Source organism: Pseudomonas sp. O39 (assembly GCF_045447295.1).
Lineage (GTDB): Bacteria > Pseudomonadota > Gammaproteobacteria > Pseudomonadales > Pseudomonadaceae > Aquipseudomonas > Aquipseudomonas antarctica_A.
On record NZ_JBJGXV010000003.1, the window covers coordinates 352,512 to 368,773 of the forward strand.

20 protein-coding genes are annotated in these 16,262 nt (G+C 60.3%); 9 read left to right on the forward strand and 11 right to left on the reverse strand.

The features are described from left to right. Positions 1-16: 16 nt before the first annotated feature. The 6 genes from ACI77D_RS06455 to ACI77D_RS06480 form a co-directional block, all read right to left on the reverse strand. Entirely contained in the window at positions 17-1,360 is a 1,344-nt protein-coding gene (locus tag ACI77D_RS06455) for a HAMP domain-containing sensor histidine kinase (RefSeq protein ID WP_064453898.1), read from the reverse strand. Positions 1,361-1,427: 67 nt separating this feature from the next. Beyond that, on the reverse strand, positions 1,428-1,892 hold the full coding sequence (locus ACI77D_RS06460; RefSeq protein WP_017139156.1) for an LTXXQ domain-containing protein: 465 nt from the start codon (positions 1,890-1,892) through the stop codon (positions 1,428-1,430). Between the two features lie 145 nt (positions 1,893-2,037). After that, positions 2,038-2,715 carry a response regulator transcription factor gene (locus ACI77D_RS06465; protein ID WP_064453897.1) on the reverse strand — a complete coding sequence of 226 codons (678 nt, stop codon included), beginning with the start codon at positions 2,713-2,715 and terminating at the stop codon, positions 2,038-2,040. A gap of 7 nt (positions 2,716-2,722) precedes the next feature. Next, positions 2,723-3,130: a hypothetical protein gene (locus tag ACI77D_RS06470; protein ID WP_064453896.1), complete on the reverse strand. Its 408-nt coding sequence runs from the start codon at positions 3,128-3,130 to the stop codon at positions 2,723-2,725. Between the two features lie 120 nt (positions 3,131-3,250). Then, entirely contained in the window at positions 3,251-3,550 is a 300-nt protein-coding gene (locus ACI77D_RS06475; protein WP_015885584.1) for a YciI family protein, read from the reverse strand. A 1-nt stretch (position 3,551) separates the two neighbouring features. After that, on the reverse strand, positions 3,552-4,148 hold the full coding sequence (locus tag ACI77D_RS06480) for a septation protein A (RefSeq protein ID WP_064453895.1): 597 nt from the start codon (positions 4,146-4,148) through the stop codon (positions 3,552-3,554). Between the two features lie 87 nt (positions 4,149-4,235). On the opposite strand from ACI77D_RS06480, the gene ACI77D_RS06485 reads away from it, so the two are divergent. From ACI77D_RS06485 to rluB, 6 genes are all read left to right on the forward strand, one after another. Continuing rightward, positions 4,236-5,099, forward strand: coding sequence for a PHP domain-containing protein (locus tag ACI77D_RS06485; RefSeq protein WP_064453894.1), 864 nt, complete (start codon positions 4,236-4,238; stop codon positions 5,097-5,099). Between the two features lie 13 nt (positions 5,100-5,112). After that, positions 5,113-5,742, forward strand: a complete 630-nt coding sequence (locus ACI77D_RS06490) for an L-threonylcarbamoyladenylate synthase (RefSeq protein WP_064453893.1) — start codon at positions 5,113-5,115, stop codon at positions 5,740-5,742. Positions 5,743-5,862: 120 nt separating this feature from the next. Continuing rightward, complete coding sequence (locus ACI77D_RS06495; protein WP_169875663.1) at positions 5,863-6,561, forward strand: ScpA family protein; 699 nt, start codon at positions 5,863-5,865, stop codon at positions 6,559-6,561. A gap of 12 nt (positions 6,562-6,573) precedes the next feature. Further along, on the forward strand, positions 6,574-7,548 hold the full coding sequence (gene scpB / locus ACI77D_RS06500; RefSeq protein ID WP_053257719.1) for an SMC-Scp complex subunit ScpB: 975 nt from the start codon (positions 6,574-6,576) through the stop codon (positions 7,546-7,548). A 126-nt stretch (positions 7,549-7,674) separates the two neighbouring features. Then, positions 7,675-7,866: a DUF1289 domain-containing protein gene (locus ACI77D_RS06505; RefSeq protein WP_005790815.1), complete on the forward strand. Its 192-nt coding sequence runs from the start codon at positions 7,675-7,677 to the stop codon at positions 7,864-7,866. A 144-nt stretch (positions 7,867-8,010) separates the two neighbouring features. Further along, positions 8,011-9,255, forward strand: a complete 1,245-nt coding sequence (gene rluB, locus ACI77D_RS06510; protein ID WP_262666156.1) for a 23S rRNA pseudouridine(2605) synthase RluB — start codon at positions 8,011-8,013, stop codon at positions 9,253-9,255. A 195-nt stretch (positions 9,256-9,450) separates the two neighbouring features. Here the strand turns inward: rluB and ACI77D_RS06515 are convergent, their stop codons facing one another. Together ACI77D_RS06515 and ACI77D_RS06520 are read right to left on the reverse strand one after the other, a co-directional pair. Further along, complete coding sequence (locus tag ACI77D_RS06515) at positions 9,451-10,410, reverse strand: hypothetical protein (RefSeq protein WP_064453889.1); 960 nt, start codon at positions 10,408-10,410, stop codon at positions 9,451-9,453. 73 nt (positions 10,411-10,483) lie between these two features. Further along, positions 10,484-10,621 (reverse strand): hypothetical protein, encoded by a 138-nt coding sequence (locus tag ACI77D_RS06520; RefSeq protein ID WP_003175756.1) that lies wholly within the window; start codon positions 10,619-10,621, stop codon positions 10,484-10,486. A gap of 647 nt (positions 10,622-11,268) precedes the next feature. Here ACI77D_RS06520 and ACI77D_RS06525 point away from each other — a divergent pair. The 3 genes from ACI77D_RS06525 (at position 11,269) to arfB (ending at position 13,906) form a co-directional block, all read left to right on the forward strand. Continuing rightward, complete coding sequence (locus tag ACI77D_RS06525) at positions 11,269-12,690, forward strand: amino acid permease (RefSeq protein ID WP_064453888.1); 1,422 nt, start codon at positions 11,269-11,271, stop codon at positions 12,688-12,690. A gap of 106 nt (positions 12,691-12,796) precedes the next feature. Continuing rightward, entirely contained in the window at positions 12,797-13,480 is a 684-nt protein-coding gene (locus ACI77D_RS06530) for a pentapeptide repeat-containing protein (RefSeq protein WP_407016260.1), read from the forward strand. Between the two features lie 12 nt (positions 13,481-13,492). Further along, positions 13,493-13,906: an alternative ribosome rescue aminoacyl-tRNA hydrolase ArfB gene (gene arfB, locus ACI77D_RS06535; RefSeq protein ID WP_017847165.1), complete on the forward strand. Its 414-nt coding sequence runs from the start codon at positions 13,493-13,495 to the stop codon at positions 13,904-13,906. On the opposite strand, the gene ACI77D_RS06540 is transcribed toward arfB, so the two are convergent. The 3 genes from ACI77D_RS06540 to ACI77D_RS06550 form a co-directional block, all read right to left on the reverse strand. Then, positions 13,903-15,099 (reverse strand): MFS transporter, encoded by a 1,197-nt coding sequence (locus ACI77D_RS06540; protein WP_128589816.1) that lies wholly within the window; start codon positions 15,097-15,099, stop codon positions 13,903-13,905. The genes arfB and ACI77D_RS06540 overlap by 4 nt on opposite strands. A 103-nt stretch (positions 15,100-15,202) precedes the next feature. Then, positions 15,203-15,397 (reverse strand): hypothetical protein, encoded by a 195-nt coding sequence (locus tag ACI77D_RS06545; RefSeq protein WP_064453885.1) that lies wholly within the window; start codon positions 15,395-15,397, stop codon positions 15,203-15,205. Between the two features lie 398 nt (positions 15,398-15,795). Further along, the gene (locus ACI77D_RS06550; protein WP_064455004.1) at positions 15,796-16,107 is read right to left on the reverse strand and encodes a DUF962 domain-containing protein; all 312 of its coding nucleotides are present in this window, start codon (positions 16,105-16,107) and stop codon (positions 15,796-15,798) included. Between the last annotated feature and the right edge of the window lie 155 nt (positions 16,108-16,262).

A 16,262-nucleotide genomic window follows, 5' to 3' on the forward strand; every position in this document is an offset into this window, starting at 1 on the left:
CCACTATAGAAGATCCTCACACGGGTGTGACAACTCCGGGCACCAGCGGCAGGTCGATGCTGGCGATAAAACCGCCGTCGGGGTGATTGGCCAGGATCAGGCTGCCACCATGGCGCTCTGCTGCGCGACGCGCAATCGCCAGGCCCAGGCCGTGACCTTGGGCCGTCTGGCCGGGCGCGCGGTAGAACGGCTCGCCGAGTTGGCTCAGGTGTTCGGCGTCAACGCCTTGGCCATGGTCGCGCACGCTGATCAGAATGCGCTCGCCCTGGCGTTGGGCCTTCAACTCAATCGGCTGGCCTGGCGGGTTGAAACGTTGGGCGTTGCGCAGCAAGTTATCCACTGCGCGTTCGATCATGGTCGGCCAGCCCTTAAGGTGCAGCTCGTTGTCAGCCGACAGCTGCACCGTCTGGTCCGGGGCACCGAGTTGGGCGTCCTTTTGCAGGGTTTTGAGCAGTGGGTTGAGGTCCACCTCTTCCGCACTGGCGTTGTCGGCATCGACGCGGGCCAATACCAGAATTTCGCTGATCAGCGCTTCCAGGCGGTCGCATTCGCGGGTCAGGCGCGGCCAGAGCTTTTCCCGTTCTTCGGGGCTGGCGCGTTCGGCCAGGGCCAGGGCGATGCGCAAGCGGGCGAGGGGCGAGCGCAGTTCGTGGGACACGTCCCGCAGCAACTGGCGCTGGCTGCCGATCAGGCTTTGCAGGCGCGCGCCCATGCGGTTGAAGTCAGTGGCCAGCACGCCGAACTCATCGCGCCGGTTAGCCAGCTGCGCCAGGCTGTTCTGCTGGTAGGTGGCTTGGCCAAGGTCATGCACCGCGCCGCGCAGTCGGCTGAGCGGGCGGGTAATGGACAGCGTCACCAGCAAACTGAACAGTGTCAGCACCACCAGCGCAATCGCCAGCGCGCTCAAGGGCCAGGTCAGGCTGCTGCGGTGCCATTCGTCGAGTTCCGGGTGCGGAATGCGGTAGATCAGCAGGTAGGTGTCGCCGGTTTTTTCACTGGTGTACTCGGCGGTCAGCCGGCGCCAGGGCAGGTGGCCGTCCTTGCTGTCATTCTGCCGAGCTTCGAAGGCGGCGGCGCGCTTCGGGAAGGTGCCACGCACTACCGGCTCGCCGCTTTCATTCAGCACTTGCACGTCGATGTGATACTGGCGCTTACGCTGTTGCAGTAAGTCCTGGGCGGCGTCTTCGCCTTGCGCTTCGTAGAGTTGGGTCCACTCTTGCGCCAGGTTGTTGAGGCCGGGGTGGCGGCTGAGAATCCAGGCGTCCTGGTTGAGCATATGCCCAAGCAGGATCGACAACCCGGCAACCAAGGCGATGGCCAGCCAGAAACTGGCCAGGATGCGCCAGAACAATGAACGCACAGGAAACCCTCAAACAGGAAAAGCCCAGCGGCGAGGGCCACTGGGCTGGGTAGGTAACGCTAGAGCATTATTGCGCTTTTTGCGGCTGTTGCGCTTTCCAGGCCTGGAATTCCTTCCACTCGGCGCGGCGCTCGGCCTGTTTCTTGACGATCTCGTCGAATTTCTTCTGTTGATCGGGTTTCAGCACGGCACGGATGTCAGCCTGGGTTTTCTGTTTGCCGGCGGCGATTTCATCCTGCATGGCTTTCTGGTCAGCGGCTGGCAGTTTGTCCAGGTACTTTTTGACCAGGTCTTTGCGGGCGTGCCATTGGTCACCCATCAATTTGCCGATTTGCTGGCGCTGTTCCTTGGTCAGGTCCAACTGGCTGAAGGGGCCGCCTTTGCCACGCGGACCGTGTTCACCGCCGTGGCCCGGGCCACCCATCATGTGGCCTTCTGGGCCGCCCATCGGGCCTGGGCCTTCTGGCATAGCGGCCATGGCAACGGTCGGCAGGGCAGCGGCGAACATCAGAGCGATAAGGGTCTTGCGCATGGTGATTCTCCTGTCTCTATTCCGGTGAGTCCGGATGTGAGTAGATTACGGAGATCAAGGTCAGCGGCGGTCAGGGGACGGTAAAGCTTGGGTAAAGAGGGGTTTGGGGGGAACTGACAAAACCGGGAGCCACAGGCTCCCGATTTCAGAGGCTGTAGTAATAGCCCCGGCTACGCAGTGCCACGATCCGTGGCCGGCCATCCGGGTGCGGGCCGATTTTCTTGCGCAGGTTGCTGACGTGCATGTCCAGGCTGCGATCGTAAAGGGTCAGCTTGCGGCCGAGGGCGATCTGCGCCAGTTCCTGCTTGTCCAGCGGTTCGCCGGGCTGGCGCAGCAAGGCTTCCAGCAGGCGGCTTTCGGAGACGGTAAGGGCAAATTCCTGCTCATCGATGGTGACCACGCCACGCACCGGGCTGAAGCACAGATCACCCAGTTCCAGCTGGCTCGACACGGCAGCCGGGTGGCTGCGGCGCAGCACGGCGCGCAGGCGGGCGGTGAGCTCGCGTGGGTCGCAGGGTTTGGCCAGGTAATCGTCCGCGCCCAGTTCCAGGCCGAGAATCCGGTCCAGTGGCTCGCCTCGGGCCGAGAGCATCAACACCGGCAATTCCGGGTGGTCGCTGCGCAATTGTTTGAGCAACTCCAGGCCACTGCCATCGGGCAGCATCACGTCGAGTACCACCGCCGCGGGGGCGCTGTCGGCCAAGGCTTTGCGGGCGCTCAAGCCGTCGTGGCAGGCGCGCACCTGGAAACCTTCCTGGCTTAGCCAACTGGTCAGCAGCTCGCAGAGCTCCTGGTCATCATCTATCAGTAACAGCTCGCTCATGACTCACTCAATTTAGCCATTGTCGACGGCGACGGTGCCCACCGCTGGCGAAGATCCCGCACAGCAACGCGATCAGTGCGACGGCACCGCCGGTGACAAACCACTGCTGTTGCTCGGTCAGCCATCGGGTCAAGGTGCCGCCCTGTGTTTCTTTGAGTTGCTGGGCCAGGCGTTGGTTCTCCTGACGCAAGCGACTCAGTTGGGCGCTTTCACGCGCAGTATCTGCGCTTTGCAGTTGTTTGCTCAGTTCTTCACGCAGCCGTTCGCTTTCTTTCAAGCGTTGCTGCAACTCGGTGATCTGGCTGCCGGCACTCAAGGACAGGGGCGTGGAGCTGCCGGTGTTCGAGGTTTCTTCAGCGTGGGCGGTAGCCCCGATCATTAACACTGCCAACAAACACAACTGACGTAAGCGCATCGGAACTCCTGATTCCACACGAATATTCAGAACGTTGTCGGCAGGTTACCGAGAATAATGAGCAATTAGGAGCGCGCCGAACGCAATTGGTTCGGCGCGATCCAGCTCACGAACGGTAGGTCAAGGCAGGACTTGCTTGAACGGCTTTATCACCACGTCAGCGTAGACGCCCGCCGCCACATACGGGTCGGCTTTGGCCCAGGCCTGGGCGTCGGCGAGGGAGGCAAATTCGGCGACGATCAGGCTGCCTGTGAAACCGGCGTCGCCCGGGTCATTGCTGTCCACTGCCGGATGTGGGCCAGCCAGTACGATGCGGCCTTCGGCTTGCAGCTGTTTCAGACGCTCGACGTGAGCCGGGCGTACAGACAGGCGTTTTTCCAGCGAGTTGGCAACGTCGGTAGCAATGATGGCGTAAAGCATGTCAGTCCTCGGTTTTTGGCGTAGTAGAGTCAGTGTCATGCAGGTGGCGCGACAGGTAGATACCCTGGCCGACCAGGAACAAGACGGTCATGCCCAGGCTGCCGAACACCTTGAAGTCGACCCAGTAGTCCTGGAAGGTAAAGGCCACGAACAGGTTGGCGGCGCCGCAGAACAGGAAAAACACGATCCAGGCCACGTTCAAACGCGTCCATACCGGTTCGGGCAGGGTCAGTGCGTGGCCCATGATCCGCTTGATCAACAGGCGGTCACCGATGAAATGGCTGCCGATGAACGCCAGGGCGAACAGCCAGTTCACCACCGGGGCTTTCCATTTAAGGAAGGTTTCGCTGTGGAAGGCCAGGGTCAGGCTGCCGAAGACCAGGCAGGCGACCAGGGTCAGCCATTGGCTTTTCTCGAGTTTGCGCTGGGAGATGAAGATGGCGCCGTAGACCACTACCGAGCTGATGATCAGCACGGCGGTGGCACTGTAGATGCCCCCGATTGTCAGCTCATGGCCGGCGAGATCGATGACCCTGGGGTCGAGTTTGTAAACGATGAAAAACAGCAACAGCGGGATGAAGTCGATGAATTGTTTCACAGTAAGAGCCAGAAGCTGGATGTGGCGGCATAATAACAAACATCCTTGGTAGCGAAAGCGCCAGCTGACTTGAGGTTACACACTTCCGTGAATGTTGATTTGCACTGCCACAGCACGGCCTCCGACGGCGCCCTGGCGCCCGCGGTACTGGTTGCGCGTGCGTTTGAAAAAGGCGTGCGAGTCCTTTCGTTGACCGACCACGACACCCTCGAAGGGCTCGATGAAGCCCGCGAAGCGGCCCATGGCCTGGGGATGCAATTGGTTAACGGCGTGGAATTGTCCTGCACCTGGGGCGGCGCCACCATTCATGTGCTCGGCTACGGCTTCGATCAAAACGCCCCGGCTTTAGTGGCAGCCATTGCTCAATTGCACGATGGCCGCTGGCTGCGGTCCGAAGAAATAAGCCGCAAGCTCAGCCTCAAAGGCATGCCCAATGCGCTGGACGGCGCCCGCGCCATCCAGCAAGAACTGGGAGACAGCGGCAACGCACCGGCCCGTCCGCACTTTGCCGATTGGATGGTGCGTGAAGGTTTTGTCAAGGATCGCGCCGAAGCCTTTCGTAAATGGCTGGGGGCCGGCAAGTTGGGCGACGTCAAGCAACACTGGCCGACCCTGGAAGATACCGTCGGGACCCTGCGGGCCTCCGGGGCCTGGGTCAGCCTGGCGCATCCCTGGCATTACGATTTCACCCGCAGCAAGCGCCGCAAGCTGATTGCCGACTATATTGGAGCGGGCGGCCACGCAATTGAAGTGGTCAACGGGCATCAACCCGCCGAACAGGTGGGTAGCCTGGCGATTCTTGCGCGCGAATTTGGTCTGCTGGTCAGCGCCGGCAGTGATTTTCATGGCCCAGGCGGCTGGTCCGAGATTGGCGAATATCGCCAGGTCCCGGACGACCTGCCGCTTTTGTGGGGGCGATTCAAGCATGACCCCATTATTGCCACCGTCTGAACAGGTAGAACACGTGAGTCAATTCTTCCAGATTCATCCGGAAAACCCTCAAGCGCGCCTGATCAAACAGGCCGTGGAGATCATTCGCGCCGGTGGCGTGGTGATCTACCCAACGGATTCGTCCTACGCAATTGGTTGCCAGATCGGCGACAAGAGCGCGGTAGAGCGCGTAAGACGCCTGCGTGACCTCGACAAGAACCACAACTTCGCGTTGATCTGCAGCGACCTGTCCCAGTTGGGCCTGTTCGCCAAGGTCGACACCGGCACGTTCCGCCTGCTCAAGGCCCACACGCCGGGGCCCTACACGTTCATTCTGAATGCCACCCGCGAAGTGCCGCGCCTGTTGCTGCACCCGAAGAAGCGCACCATCGGCTTGCGGGTGCCGGAACACCCGATTGCCCTGGCATTGCTCGCTGAACTGGGCGAGCCGTTGATGAGTGTGTCGTTGATCTTGCCCGGTGAAACCGAGCCGCTGTACGACCCGCACGAAATGCGCCGCCTGCTGGAAAAACACGTCGACCTGATCATCGACGGCGGCTACGGCGGCAACAAGGCCTCCACCGTGATCAACCTCGCTGACGGTGAACCGGAAGTGGTACGAGTGGGCTGCGGCGACCCAACGCCATTCATGGTCGAGGCCTGAATGTCGGTCGTGGAAACCGTCGACAGCCAGGCCGGTGCCCAGCAGGAACTGCCATTTGCCATGGTCTACGGCCAGGCGGTCATGGAAATGCCGCTGGACTTGTATATCCCGCCCGATGCACTGGAGGTCTTCCTTGAAGCCTTCGAAGGCCCGCTGGACTTGCTGCTGTACCTGATCCGCAAGCAGAACATCAACATCCTCGACATCCCAGTGGCGGAAATCACTCGCCAATACATGGGCTATGTCGAGCTGATGCAGTCGGTGCGCCTGGAGCTGGCCGCTGAATACCTGGTGATGGCCGCCATGCTGGCCGAGATCAAGTCGCGCATGCTGTTGCCGCGCTCGGAAACCATCGAAGCGGAAGAAGACGACCCGCGCGCCGAACTGATCCGTCGCCTGCAGGAGTACGAACGCTTCAAGGCGGCCGCCGAAGGCATCGACGGCTTGAGCCGCGTTGGCCGTGATGTGGTGGTGCCCAAGCTCGACGCCCCGGAAGCCCGGGCGCGCAAGTTGTTGCCGGACGTCAGCCTGGAGGAGTTGTTGATGTCCATGGCCGAGGTGCTGCGCCGTGGCGACATGTTTGAAAGCCACCAGGTCAGCCGCGAGGCCTTGTCGACCCGTGAGCGTATGAGTGATGTGCTCGAACGCCTCAAGGGCGGCGGCTTTGTGCCGTTTGTTGAGCTGTTTACCAAAGAAGAAGGGCGCCTGGGGGTGGTGGTGACCTTTATGGCGATCCTTGAACTGGTCAAGGAGTCCTTGGTCGAGCTGGTCCAGAATGAGCCTTTTGCGGCTATCCACGTGCGGGCGCGAGCCGAATAAAGAGCTGAATCGATGAATTTGACTGAACCCCGCGAACTGGCCCCGTTGCTGGAAGCCTTTCTCCTGGCCTCGGGTAAACCGCAATCCCTGGAGCGCTTGTTCGAACTCTTTGAAGAGGCTGAACGTCCTGAGCCGCCGGTGTTCAAGAAGGCGCTGGAGATTTTGCGCAAGTCCTGCGACGGCCGCGCCTTTGAGCTGCGCGAAGTAGCGTCGGGTTATCGCCTGCAGATCCGTGAGAAGTTTTCCCCGTGGGTCGGCCGCTTGTGGGAAGAGCGCCCGCAGCGTTATTCGCGGGCGATGCTCGAGACCATGGCGCTGATCGCCTATCGCCAGCCGATCACGCGCGGCGAAATCGAAGATGTGCGCGGCGTGGCGGTCAACAGCCATATCGTCAAGACGTTGCTGGAGCGCGAGTGGATTCGTATCGTCGGTTACCGCGATGTGCCCGGCAAACCGGCGATGTTCGCCACCACCAAAGTGTTCCTCGACCATTTCAACCTGAAAAACCTCGACGACCTGCCGCCGCTGGCTGAGCTGCGCGAGATGGAGCCGGACCCGGTGCTGGACTTCGACGACGCGCCGGTCCCCGCCAGCCTGCAAGAGCTGGCCGACGCCACGGCCGAGCCGGAAGAGCCGAAGGACGAAACCAGTTTCCACACCTTGTTGCTGGAATTGGACGACATGGAGCAGGGAATCAAGACCGACTTCGACGACTTGTTGCGGGATGGGGCTGCCGAGCCTGAAACCCAGGTGAACGTTGAAACGGTGCCTGAGGTCGACATTGAAGTTGAGTCTGAGCCCGGGCCTGAGGTCGACATTGAAGTTGAGCCTGAGCCTGAGGAAGACATCCTCGGTGTCGCCGAGGCCCGTGAGAAACTCCTGGCTGCCGTCGCCGCCCTCGAACAACCGCCGTTGAGCGACGAGGAAGACGAAGCCCGGGCGCTGGCTGAGGCCATCGAGGCCGAGCGGCGTCAGTTCGAAGACTGACGCCGCGTCAAAATGTGGGAGCTGGGTTGCCTGCGATACAGGCGACTCGGTCTTTGTGTTTCACCGAGGTGACGCCATCGCAGGCGAGCAGCTCCCACAGAAAACCCGTTGCCTGGGAGGATTCAAATGAGTTCAACCAAAGACCCCTGCATCAGCATCTGCAAGTTCAGCGATGACATCTGCGTCGGCTGCGGCCGCAGCAAGCGCGAGATCCGCGCCTGGAAGAAACTCGACAAGGTCGACAAACGCACGGTTTTGGCCGAAGCCGAGCTGCGCCTGCTGGCGCTGGGCGCCACCGGTCGGCGGAAAAGCAAATGACTGCGCCCTAATCGACTAGTCTCTGATGCGCAACGCGCGCCATGCGCGTATGATTCGCGACCCTTTGGCGAGTTATTCGCCCAAAGCCCCGCTTTCAACACTCTTCAGGCCACGCCTGAATCGACCCACCGGGAGGTGCTTAAGATGAACGACCAAGACCAGAACGACAGCCAGGAAATCGGCCCAGCAGGTGAAAAACTGCAAAAGGTGCTGGCACGTATCGGCGTGGGCTCACGCCGCGACGTCGAAGCCTGGATCACCCAGAAGCGCATCAAGGTCAACGGCGTTGAAGCCACCCTTGGCCAGCGCGTCGACCTGCACGATGCAATCACCATTGATGGCAAGGTCATCAAGCGTGAAGAGGCCGCCGAATCGGTGCGCCGCGTCATCATGTACAACAAGCCCGATGGCGAGATCTGCACCCGTGACGACCCGGAAGGCCGTCCGACCGTGTTCGACAAGATGCCTAAGCCCAAAGAAGGCCGCTGGATCAACATCGGTCGTCTGGACATCAACACCACCGGCTTGCTGATGTTCACCACTGACGGTGAACTGGCTAACCGCCTGATGCACCCTTCCTACGAGATGGACCGTGAATACGCGGTGCGTGTGCGTGGCGAAGTCGATGACGAGATGATCGAGCGCTTGAAAGCCGGCGTAGTCCTTGAAGACGGCCCGGCCAAGTTCACCGACATCAAGCAGGCGCCAGGTGGCGAAGGTTTCAACCACTGGTACCACTGCGTGGTGATGGAAGGCCGTAACCGTGAAGTACGTCGCCTGTGGGAATCCCAGGGCCTGGTGGTCAGCCGCCTGAAGCGCGTGCGTTTCGGCCCGGTGTTCTTGAACTCCGACCTGCCGATGGGCCGCTGGCGCGAAATGAGCCAGTACGAAGTTGACATCCTCAGCGCTGAAGTTGGCCTGACGCCGGTCGCGATGCCGCAGATGAACGCCAAGAGCAAAGACAAGCTTGAGCGTATGCAGCGTAAATCGTCGCGCCCTGTGGCCCGTACCGAACGCGTTGCCCGTACCCTGCGCCCGGCACTGAATGCACCGGCCACCGGCGGTCGTATCTCCCGTGAGCCGCAGATCGAAGGCGAGCGCCGCCCAACCGCGCCGTCCCGTCAGGAAGGCGAGCGTGCTCCACGCGCACCGCGTCCAGCGGGCCGTGGCGAAGCGCCAACCGGCGGTCGCGGTAACCGTGGCGAAGGCCGTGGTGCTCCGGCATCCGATCGCCCAGCCGACAGCGCCAACACCAAGCGTCCAGCCAAGCCAGCGCCGAAAAAGCGCCCAGGCCTGAAACTGGTTGCGGACGAGCCGTCGGGCAAGCGCCGTGGCGCCCCGGCCGGTTCCGGCCAGCGCCCGGGTTTTGGTCGCAAGAAGCCGCAGTGATGTAAGTGCTGCACAAAAACGCCAACCTTAGGGTTGGCGTTTTTTTTTTGCTCTGAATTTGCAATGCAATCAACTGTGGGAGCGGGCTTGCTCGCGAATGCGGTGTGTCAGTTGATGCATGTGCAAGCTGATACACCGCATTCGCGAGCAAGCCCGCTCCCACATTTAGATCTCAGTTGACTTCGAAATCGGCTTTCAGAACGCAAAAGTCCCGTCAAACACCGGCTTGTCATCCAGCGCCAACACCCCGCTGGCAAAGATCAGGTCCAAGTGATGGCTGCCTTTCTGCCCACCGCCCAACCCCAGGTGCAAACCGCAATGGCGCTCCTCGAAGCCTGCATTGCGCGCATACAAATCCTTGACCCCTTCATTGGTGCCAATCCCCAACTCCTCCACGCGCCGGTTGGACGGGTTGGCGTTCAGGTATTTGTTGAAATCCTCTGCCAGCCCCGGCACGTCGCTGGCCACGCTGCAAATCGTCGAATTCTCGATCCACAGTTCCAACGGTGATTGCAGCACGCCGTATTTGCGCGCAAACGGGATGGTGCTGAGGAAGGTGCCGACAAACCGCACCTGGCCATTGATGGCTTCGCTGTGGGTGGCAATTTCGCCCGGCGCCAGGTCGTGGTTGCCGACGCCGTTGATGTTGGTCCACTTCTTGATGCTGCTCATCGGCGCTTCAAGGCGTGAGCCGTGTTTGTCGGTGAAGCTCAGCACGTTGGCTTGGGACATGCGGCGGATCAGCGTGGCGTTGAGGTCGGCAATGCGCTGCGGCTCGACGCTGAAGGTGTCGTAGAAGTAGTCGCCGTAATCCTTGAACAGCAGGGATTTCTTCCAGTGCTCCGCCATCACGCCTTGCAGGGCGCGGATAAAATCCGGGCCTTCGGCGCGTGGGTTGGGCAGGGTCGAGGAATCGTAGAGAAACAGGTACAGGTCGCAGGCTTCGATGGCCTGGGCCAGGGTGTCGCTGGCGGCCAGGTCCAGGCGCTGCACCTGGAAATTGAATCGGGCGGCACTGCCGTGGGTAATTGCCTGGGCGATGGCGTCGTAGCGTTCGGTATGGCCCAGTAGCACGGTAGGGCGGCTCAGGCCGTTAAGAGCCGGGTGGTGCGCGAGGTAGTAGAGAAAGTGTTCGACGGCGCGGGCCTTGTCCATGACGGGTGTCCTTCTGTGCCTTGGGTAAGGGGGCAGGTGCCGTGCACAGCACCTGCCGGATGCCTGCCGGGTGTTAGAAAGGCCACATCGCGGTGCCAAACGGCACAACGGCATCGGCTTGCATCATTTCAACGGCGGCCTCATGGGTCGGCGCTTCAAACCAATCGTCGAGTTGCAGTTCGGTTTCCAGGTCGTTTTCCAGTGCTTGCATGGTGTATCTCCTAGAGGACGTTGTTTGAGAACGGCTTGCCAACGGGCTTCGCTGGCAAGTGAAAGAACCTAGGAGAGTGTGTTTCGGAATGCAAAATATTTATTGACACGGTCTCATTTGGATTTTTTCTTCTGTTTTTTTGACGCTGTCTTTTATTCAGAAAAAACAACGGACTGGAGCGGATAACCGACCGGAAATTTCCGACTGACATTTTTCCGTTTTCAGACAGTTGAAGCTTGGCTGTAACGCTTATTTTCCGTGCTGTAACGATTAATTTACGAGAAAGGCGCGCAATGATTGAGGCGTAAGAGGCTGTAAGGAATGCCTGACAGATTGTCACAGGCGTCTTCCGGGGTCGGCCCGAAGCTGTCGAGCGGTGTACAATGCGCCGCGTTTTACTGTGACCCCCTTGCGTACCTACGCAAAAGGCCAAGACCTCAGGGTTTACCCACCCTGATCACTCCGCCTGGCCACGAGCCGGACGGGTTCGATTTCGTCACAGATAAAAACAAACAGGTGACGCATGACCGTTAGAAAGACGCTGTACTCCTGGTGCCTGCGCTGGGGTTTGAGCAGCGCTGCTTGAGTCGAGACTCAAGGCAGCAACGTGCATTCAACATCATCAAACCTTGCGTGAGACCCTTTTCATGAGTGGACCCCATTCCTCTTCAGGCGAGCTGAAACGCGGCCTGAAAAATCGGCATATCCAGTTGATCGCCCTCGGGGGCGCCATCGGCACCGGCCTGTTCCTGGGCTCGGCCGGGGTGCTCAAATCCGCCGGCCCGTCGATGATCCTGGGCTATGCCATCTGCGGCTTTATCGCCTTCATGATCATGCGCCAGCTCGGCGAAATGATCGTCGAAGAGCCGGTCGCCGGCTCCTTCAGCCATTTTGCCCACAAGTACTGGGGCGGTTTCGCCGGCTTCCTGTCGGGCTGGAACTGCTGGATTCTGTACATTCTGGTCGGCATGTCGGAGCTGACCGCTGTCGGCAAGTACGTGCACTACTGGTGGCCGGAGATTCCGACCTGGGTTTCGGCAGCGGCGTTTTTCGTGTTGATCAACTTGATTAACCTGGCCAACGTCAAAGTCTTTGGTGAGGCCGAATTCTGGTTCGCCATTATCAAGGTAGTGGCCATCGTCGGCATGATCGCCCTTGGCAGCTATTTGCTGGTCAGCGGCACCGGCGGCCCACAAGCCTCGGTGAGTAACCTGTGGGACCACGGTGGGTTCTTCCCGCACGGTGTGGGCGGATTGGTGATGGCCATGGCGATCATCATGTTCTCGTTCGGCGGTCTGGAAATGCTCGGTTTTACCGCCGCCGAAGCCGACCAGCCACGCACTGTGATCCCCAAAGCGATCAATCAGGTCATCTATCGCATCCTGATTTTCTACATCGGCGCTCTGGTGGTGCTGTTGTCGCTCACGCCTTGGGACAGCCTGCTGGCAAGCCTCAACGCGTCCGGCGATGCCTACAGCGGCAGCCCGTTCGTGCAGGTGTTCTCGATGCTGGGCAGCAACACTGCCGCGCACATCCTCAACTTCGTGGTGCTGACCGCAGCGCTGTCGGTGTACAACAGCGGCACCTACTGCAACAGCCGCATGTTGCTGGGCATGGCTGAGCAGGGCGATGCGCCCAAGGCATTGGCGAAGATCGACAAGCGCGGTGTGCCGGTGCGTTCGATCCTGGCCTCGGCGGCGATCACCCTGGTGGCGGTGCTGATGAACTACCTGATCCCGCAGCATGCGCTGGAACTGCTGATGTCGCTGGTAGTGGCTACGCTGGTGATCAACTGGGCGATGATCAGCTTCTCCCACTTCAAGTTCCGCCAGCACATGAACCGCACCGGCCAAGTGCCGCTGTTCAAGGCACTGTGGTATCCCTACGGTAACTATATCTGCCTGGCATTCGTCGCGTTTATCCTGGTGATCATGCTGATGATCCCGGGGATTCAGGTGTCGGTGTACGCCATCCCGGTGTGGGTGGCGTTCATGGGGCTGTGCTACTGGATCAAGAACAAGCGCAAGGCGCAAACGGTTCAGAACACAGTGCGGACGGTTCTGGAGTAGGGCGTTTCGCGTAAATAGAAAACCCGGCACTTTGCCGGGTTTTTTGTTGGCGTGGGCGGGTTAGACTCGCCCCCTCGTTTTAAACAGACCCTTGCCCGGAGGCCCCATGCAGCACACAGATATCGACGGCGGCACCTTGCAGCGCTCTGATCTGGAAGACCTGATCGACCAGCACAACGGCCCGTTGCGGCTGATGGGCGTCGACTTGAGTGGTGCCGATCTGTCGCGAATGGTGCTGGACCACTGGGTGTTCGAACGCTGCATTCTGGTCCAGACTTCTTTTCTCGGCTCGCGCCTTGAAGGCACTCAGTGGATCAGTTGCCGCGCGGCCCATGCGGTATTCGAAGCGGCGAACCTGCTGGAAGCGCAGTTCAACAGCTGCGACCTGAACAACACCCGCTGGCAGCGCAGCAAATTGTCCCAAGCGAGTTTTGCCCACTGCAAGCTGACCGGCGCCAACTTCACTCACTGTGCGTCGCTGGGGCTGAGCTTCAGTGAAACCCGGCTCAACAGTGCATTTTTGTCCGGTTTGTCGTTTGCGCGAACCGTGCTGAATAACCTGGATTTCTCCGACAGCGACTTGTCGGATGCAGACTTTCGCAAGGCGCAATTGATCGAATGCAGCCTCGCTCACGCCCGTATCAACGGCGCCAATTTCGCTGGCGCCGACTTGCGCGGTGCGGATTTGAGCGGCTTTCGCCTCAATGATGCCAAACTGTTCAAAGGCGCCGTGATTTCCAAAGCCCAGGCGTCGATGTTGTTGTCCGAGTTGGGCTTGTCCGTTGCCTAAGGTTTTTGAGTGATGCTGGTAATTTCCAACAACGTGCACCTGCCCGATGCCGAGATCGAGCTGACCGCCATTCGCGCCCAGGGCGCCGGTGGGCAAAACGTCAACAAGGTGTCGAGCGCGGTGCACCTGCGGTTTGATATTCCGGCGTCATCGTTGCCGGAGTTCTACAAGGAGCGGCTGCTGGCGCTGCGTGACAGCCGTATCACCAGTGACGGCGTGCTGGTGCTCAAGGCCCAGCAATACCGGACTCAGGAACAGAATCGCGCGGATGCGCTGGAGCGCCTGGTGGAATTGATCCTCAGCGCCACCAAGGTCGAGAAGAAGCGCCGCCCGACCAAGCCCACCCTGGGCTCGAAAAAGCGTCGCCTGGAATCCAAGACCAAGCGCGGCAGCATCAAGGCCGGGCGCGGCAAGGTGGATTTCTAAGCGTCGCGTGCTTCGCGGGCCTTGGGCGCTTGCCGGTACAAATACACACTCAGCAGCAAACCGCCCAAGGCGGCGAGGGCGGCGAACAGGAAGATCGACGCAAAACCAAAGCCTGCCGCCACCGCTCCCGCCAGCGGGCCGGTGATACCCAGCGACAAGTCGATAAACAGTGAATAAGCCCCTACCGCCGCACCGCGGCTGGAGGCTGGCACCAGGTTGACGGCCTCCACCCCCAGCGCCGGAAATACCAGGGAAAAACCAAAGCCGCTCAACGCCGCACCGGCCAAGGCCAGGTGGGCGTCCGGCGCGAGCCACAGCAGCAGTAGGCCGAAGATTTCCACCGACAGGCAGGCAATCGCCACGCGAAAGCCGCCGATACGGTTGATCAAATTGCCGAACAGCAGGCGTGCACCGATAAAACTGGCGCCGAACAGGCTCAGTGCCCACACCGCGTTGTCCCAATGTTGGGTGGTGTAATACAGGGTGATAAACGTGGCGATGGTGCCAAAGCCGATCGAGCCCAGCGCCAACGCGCAGCCGTGGGGCAGCACCCGGCCCAGCACGTTCATGAACGGCAGGCGTACGCCGGCCACGATGGGCGCCGCTTCCTTGTTCCAGGCCAGCAGCACGCCGACGACCGCCAGCAGGATGATGCTGACGCCCATGCTCCACAGCCCGAAGTGACTGACCAGCAGCACCCCCAGCGGTGCGCCGACGGCCAGCGCGCCATAACTGGCGATGCCGTTCCACGAGATAACCTTGGCCGTATTGGCGGCGCCGACGCGGCCGATCCCCCAGCCGATGGCGCCCGAGCCCACCAGGCTTTCCGCGCTGCCGAGTACCAGTCGCCCGATCAGCAGGCTGACCAGGCTGAAGGCCGGCAAGCTGGAAAACCACGCCGCCAGCAACATGAACACGCCACTCAGGCCGCAACCGACCAAGCCGATCAGCACTGCGCGCTTGCTGCCCAGGTTGTCGATGATTTTGCCGGCGTACGGACGGCTCAGCAGCGTGGCCAGGTATTGCACGCTGATCACCAGCCCGGCGATCACTGCGCCATAGCCCAGTTGGCTATGGACATAGCCCGGCAAAACGGCCAGGGGAATGCCGATGTTCAGGTAGCCAATAAAGGTGAACAGCACGATGGAAACGACTTGCAGCGTGACCGCCATGGGGCGCTGGGTATCTGGCATGGGAGAGGTCCACTGTCGCAGCAGGTAAAAGATAGGCTGCTAATGATACCGGCGCTGGGGCCGGGCCGGGCGGCAAAACGTCAAAAACTTCAGATCACAACCATCAGGATTTGGCGGGCGCCAGCATTTGCGTGGTCACCAGGGCGGCCAAGGCATTTTCCTGGGTGCCGAAGCGCTTGAGCAGCAGGGCTTGTTTGTCGGCGCTGAGGCGGTTCCAGACTTCGATCATCTGCAAGGCAGCGTCGAGAACAGCAGCATCCGGGGTATCGGAAGGGGTGTTGGGGGAGTCATCGGTCATGGCGGGTATCTCATCATTCAGGCAGTGTGGAAAGCGCTTGAAGGGGCGCTTTCCACACGGTCTGGTACGGCGTCAGTCCTGGCTTTTGCTGTCGACTGGTTTTGCTTCTTTGGCCTCAGGCTGTTTGTTGCTGGCCTGCTGCGGTGTTGGCTGCTCAGTTGGGTGCAGGCTTGGGAAGGGGAGATTAGGTATCTCGTGCATCGTCGTCGCTCCTCGCAAGATCTGTTTTTTCAATCGCAGGTGATTCCGCGCTCTCAAAAAGCCTTGGCAGGATACAGCACTGAAAATGACAAAAAGAATTTTATGTCAGCTTATGTACGAATTTTCATGCTTTTACACAAGTGACAAGAGGTCACACCCTGAAACGGCACCTTCCTCAAGAAAGGCACCTTTAGCGGTTAGAAAGGCACCTTGCCCACAATCATGTCGCGGTACATCACAAAATCGCCCAGCAAGCTGTAGAACGGGTGTTGAAACGTGGCCGGGCGGTTCTTTTCAAAGAAGAAGTGGCCGACCCAGGCAAAGCTGTAACCCGCGATTGGCAACGCCAGCAGCAGGCCCAATGAGCCGCGGCCGATGGCATACGCCAGAATGCCGATCACCAGGGTGGTGCCTATAAAATGCAGGCGCCGGCAGGTGCTGTTGCCATGTTCGCTCAGGTAATAAGGGTAGAACTCGGCGAAGCTATTGAATTGTTTGAGGTTTTCCACGGTGGCCGGCCCTTGGGTGGTTGTGCCGCCCAACAGATGTTCGGCGGGGAGCTTATTTGAGTCTAGAGTGAGCACTGGTAACAGCCAGTGACAATAGATGCCACTTTAGTATCCTTGGCTTCCTGGCTGCCGTTTAAGCCTGCTTTTTTAAGAAG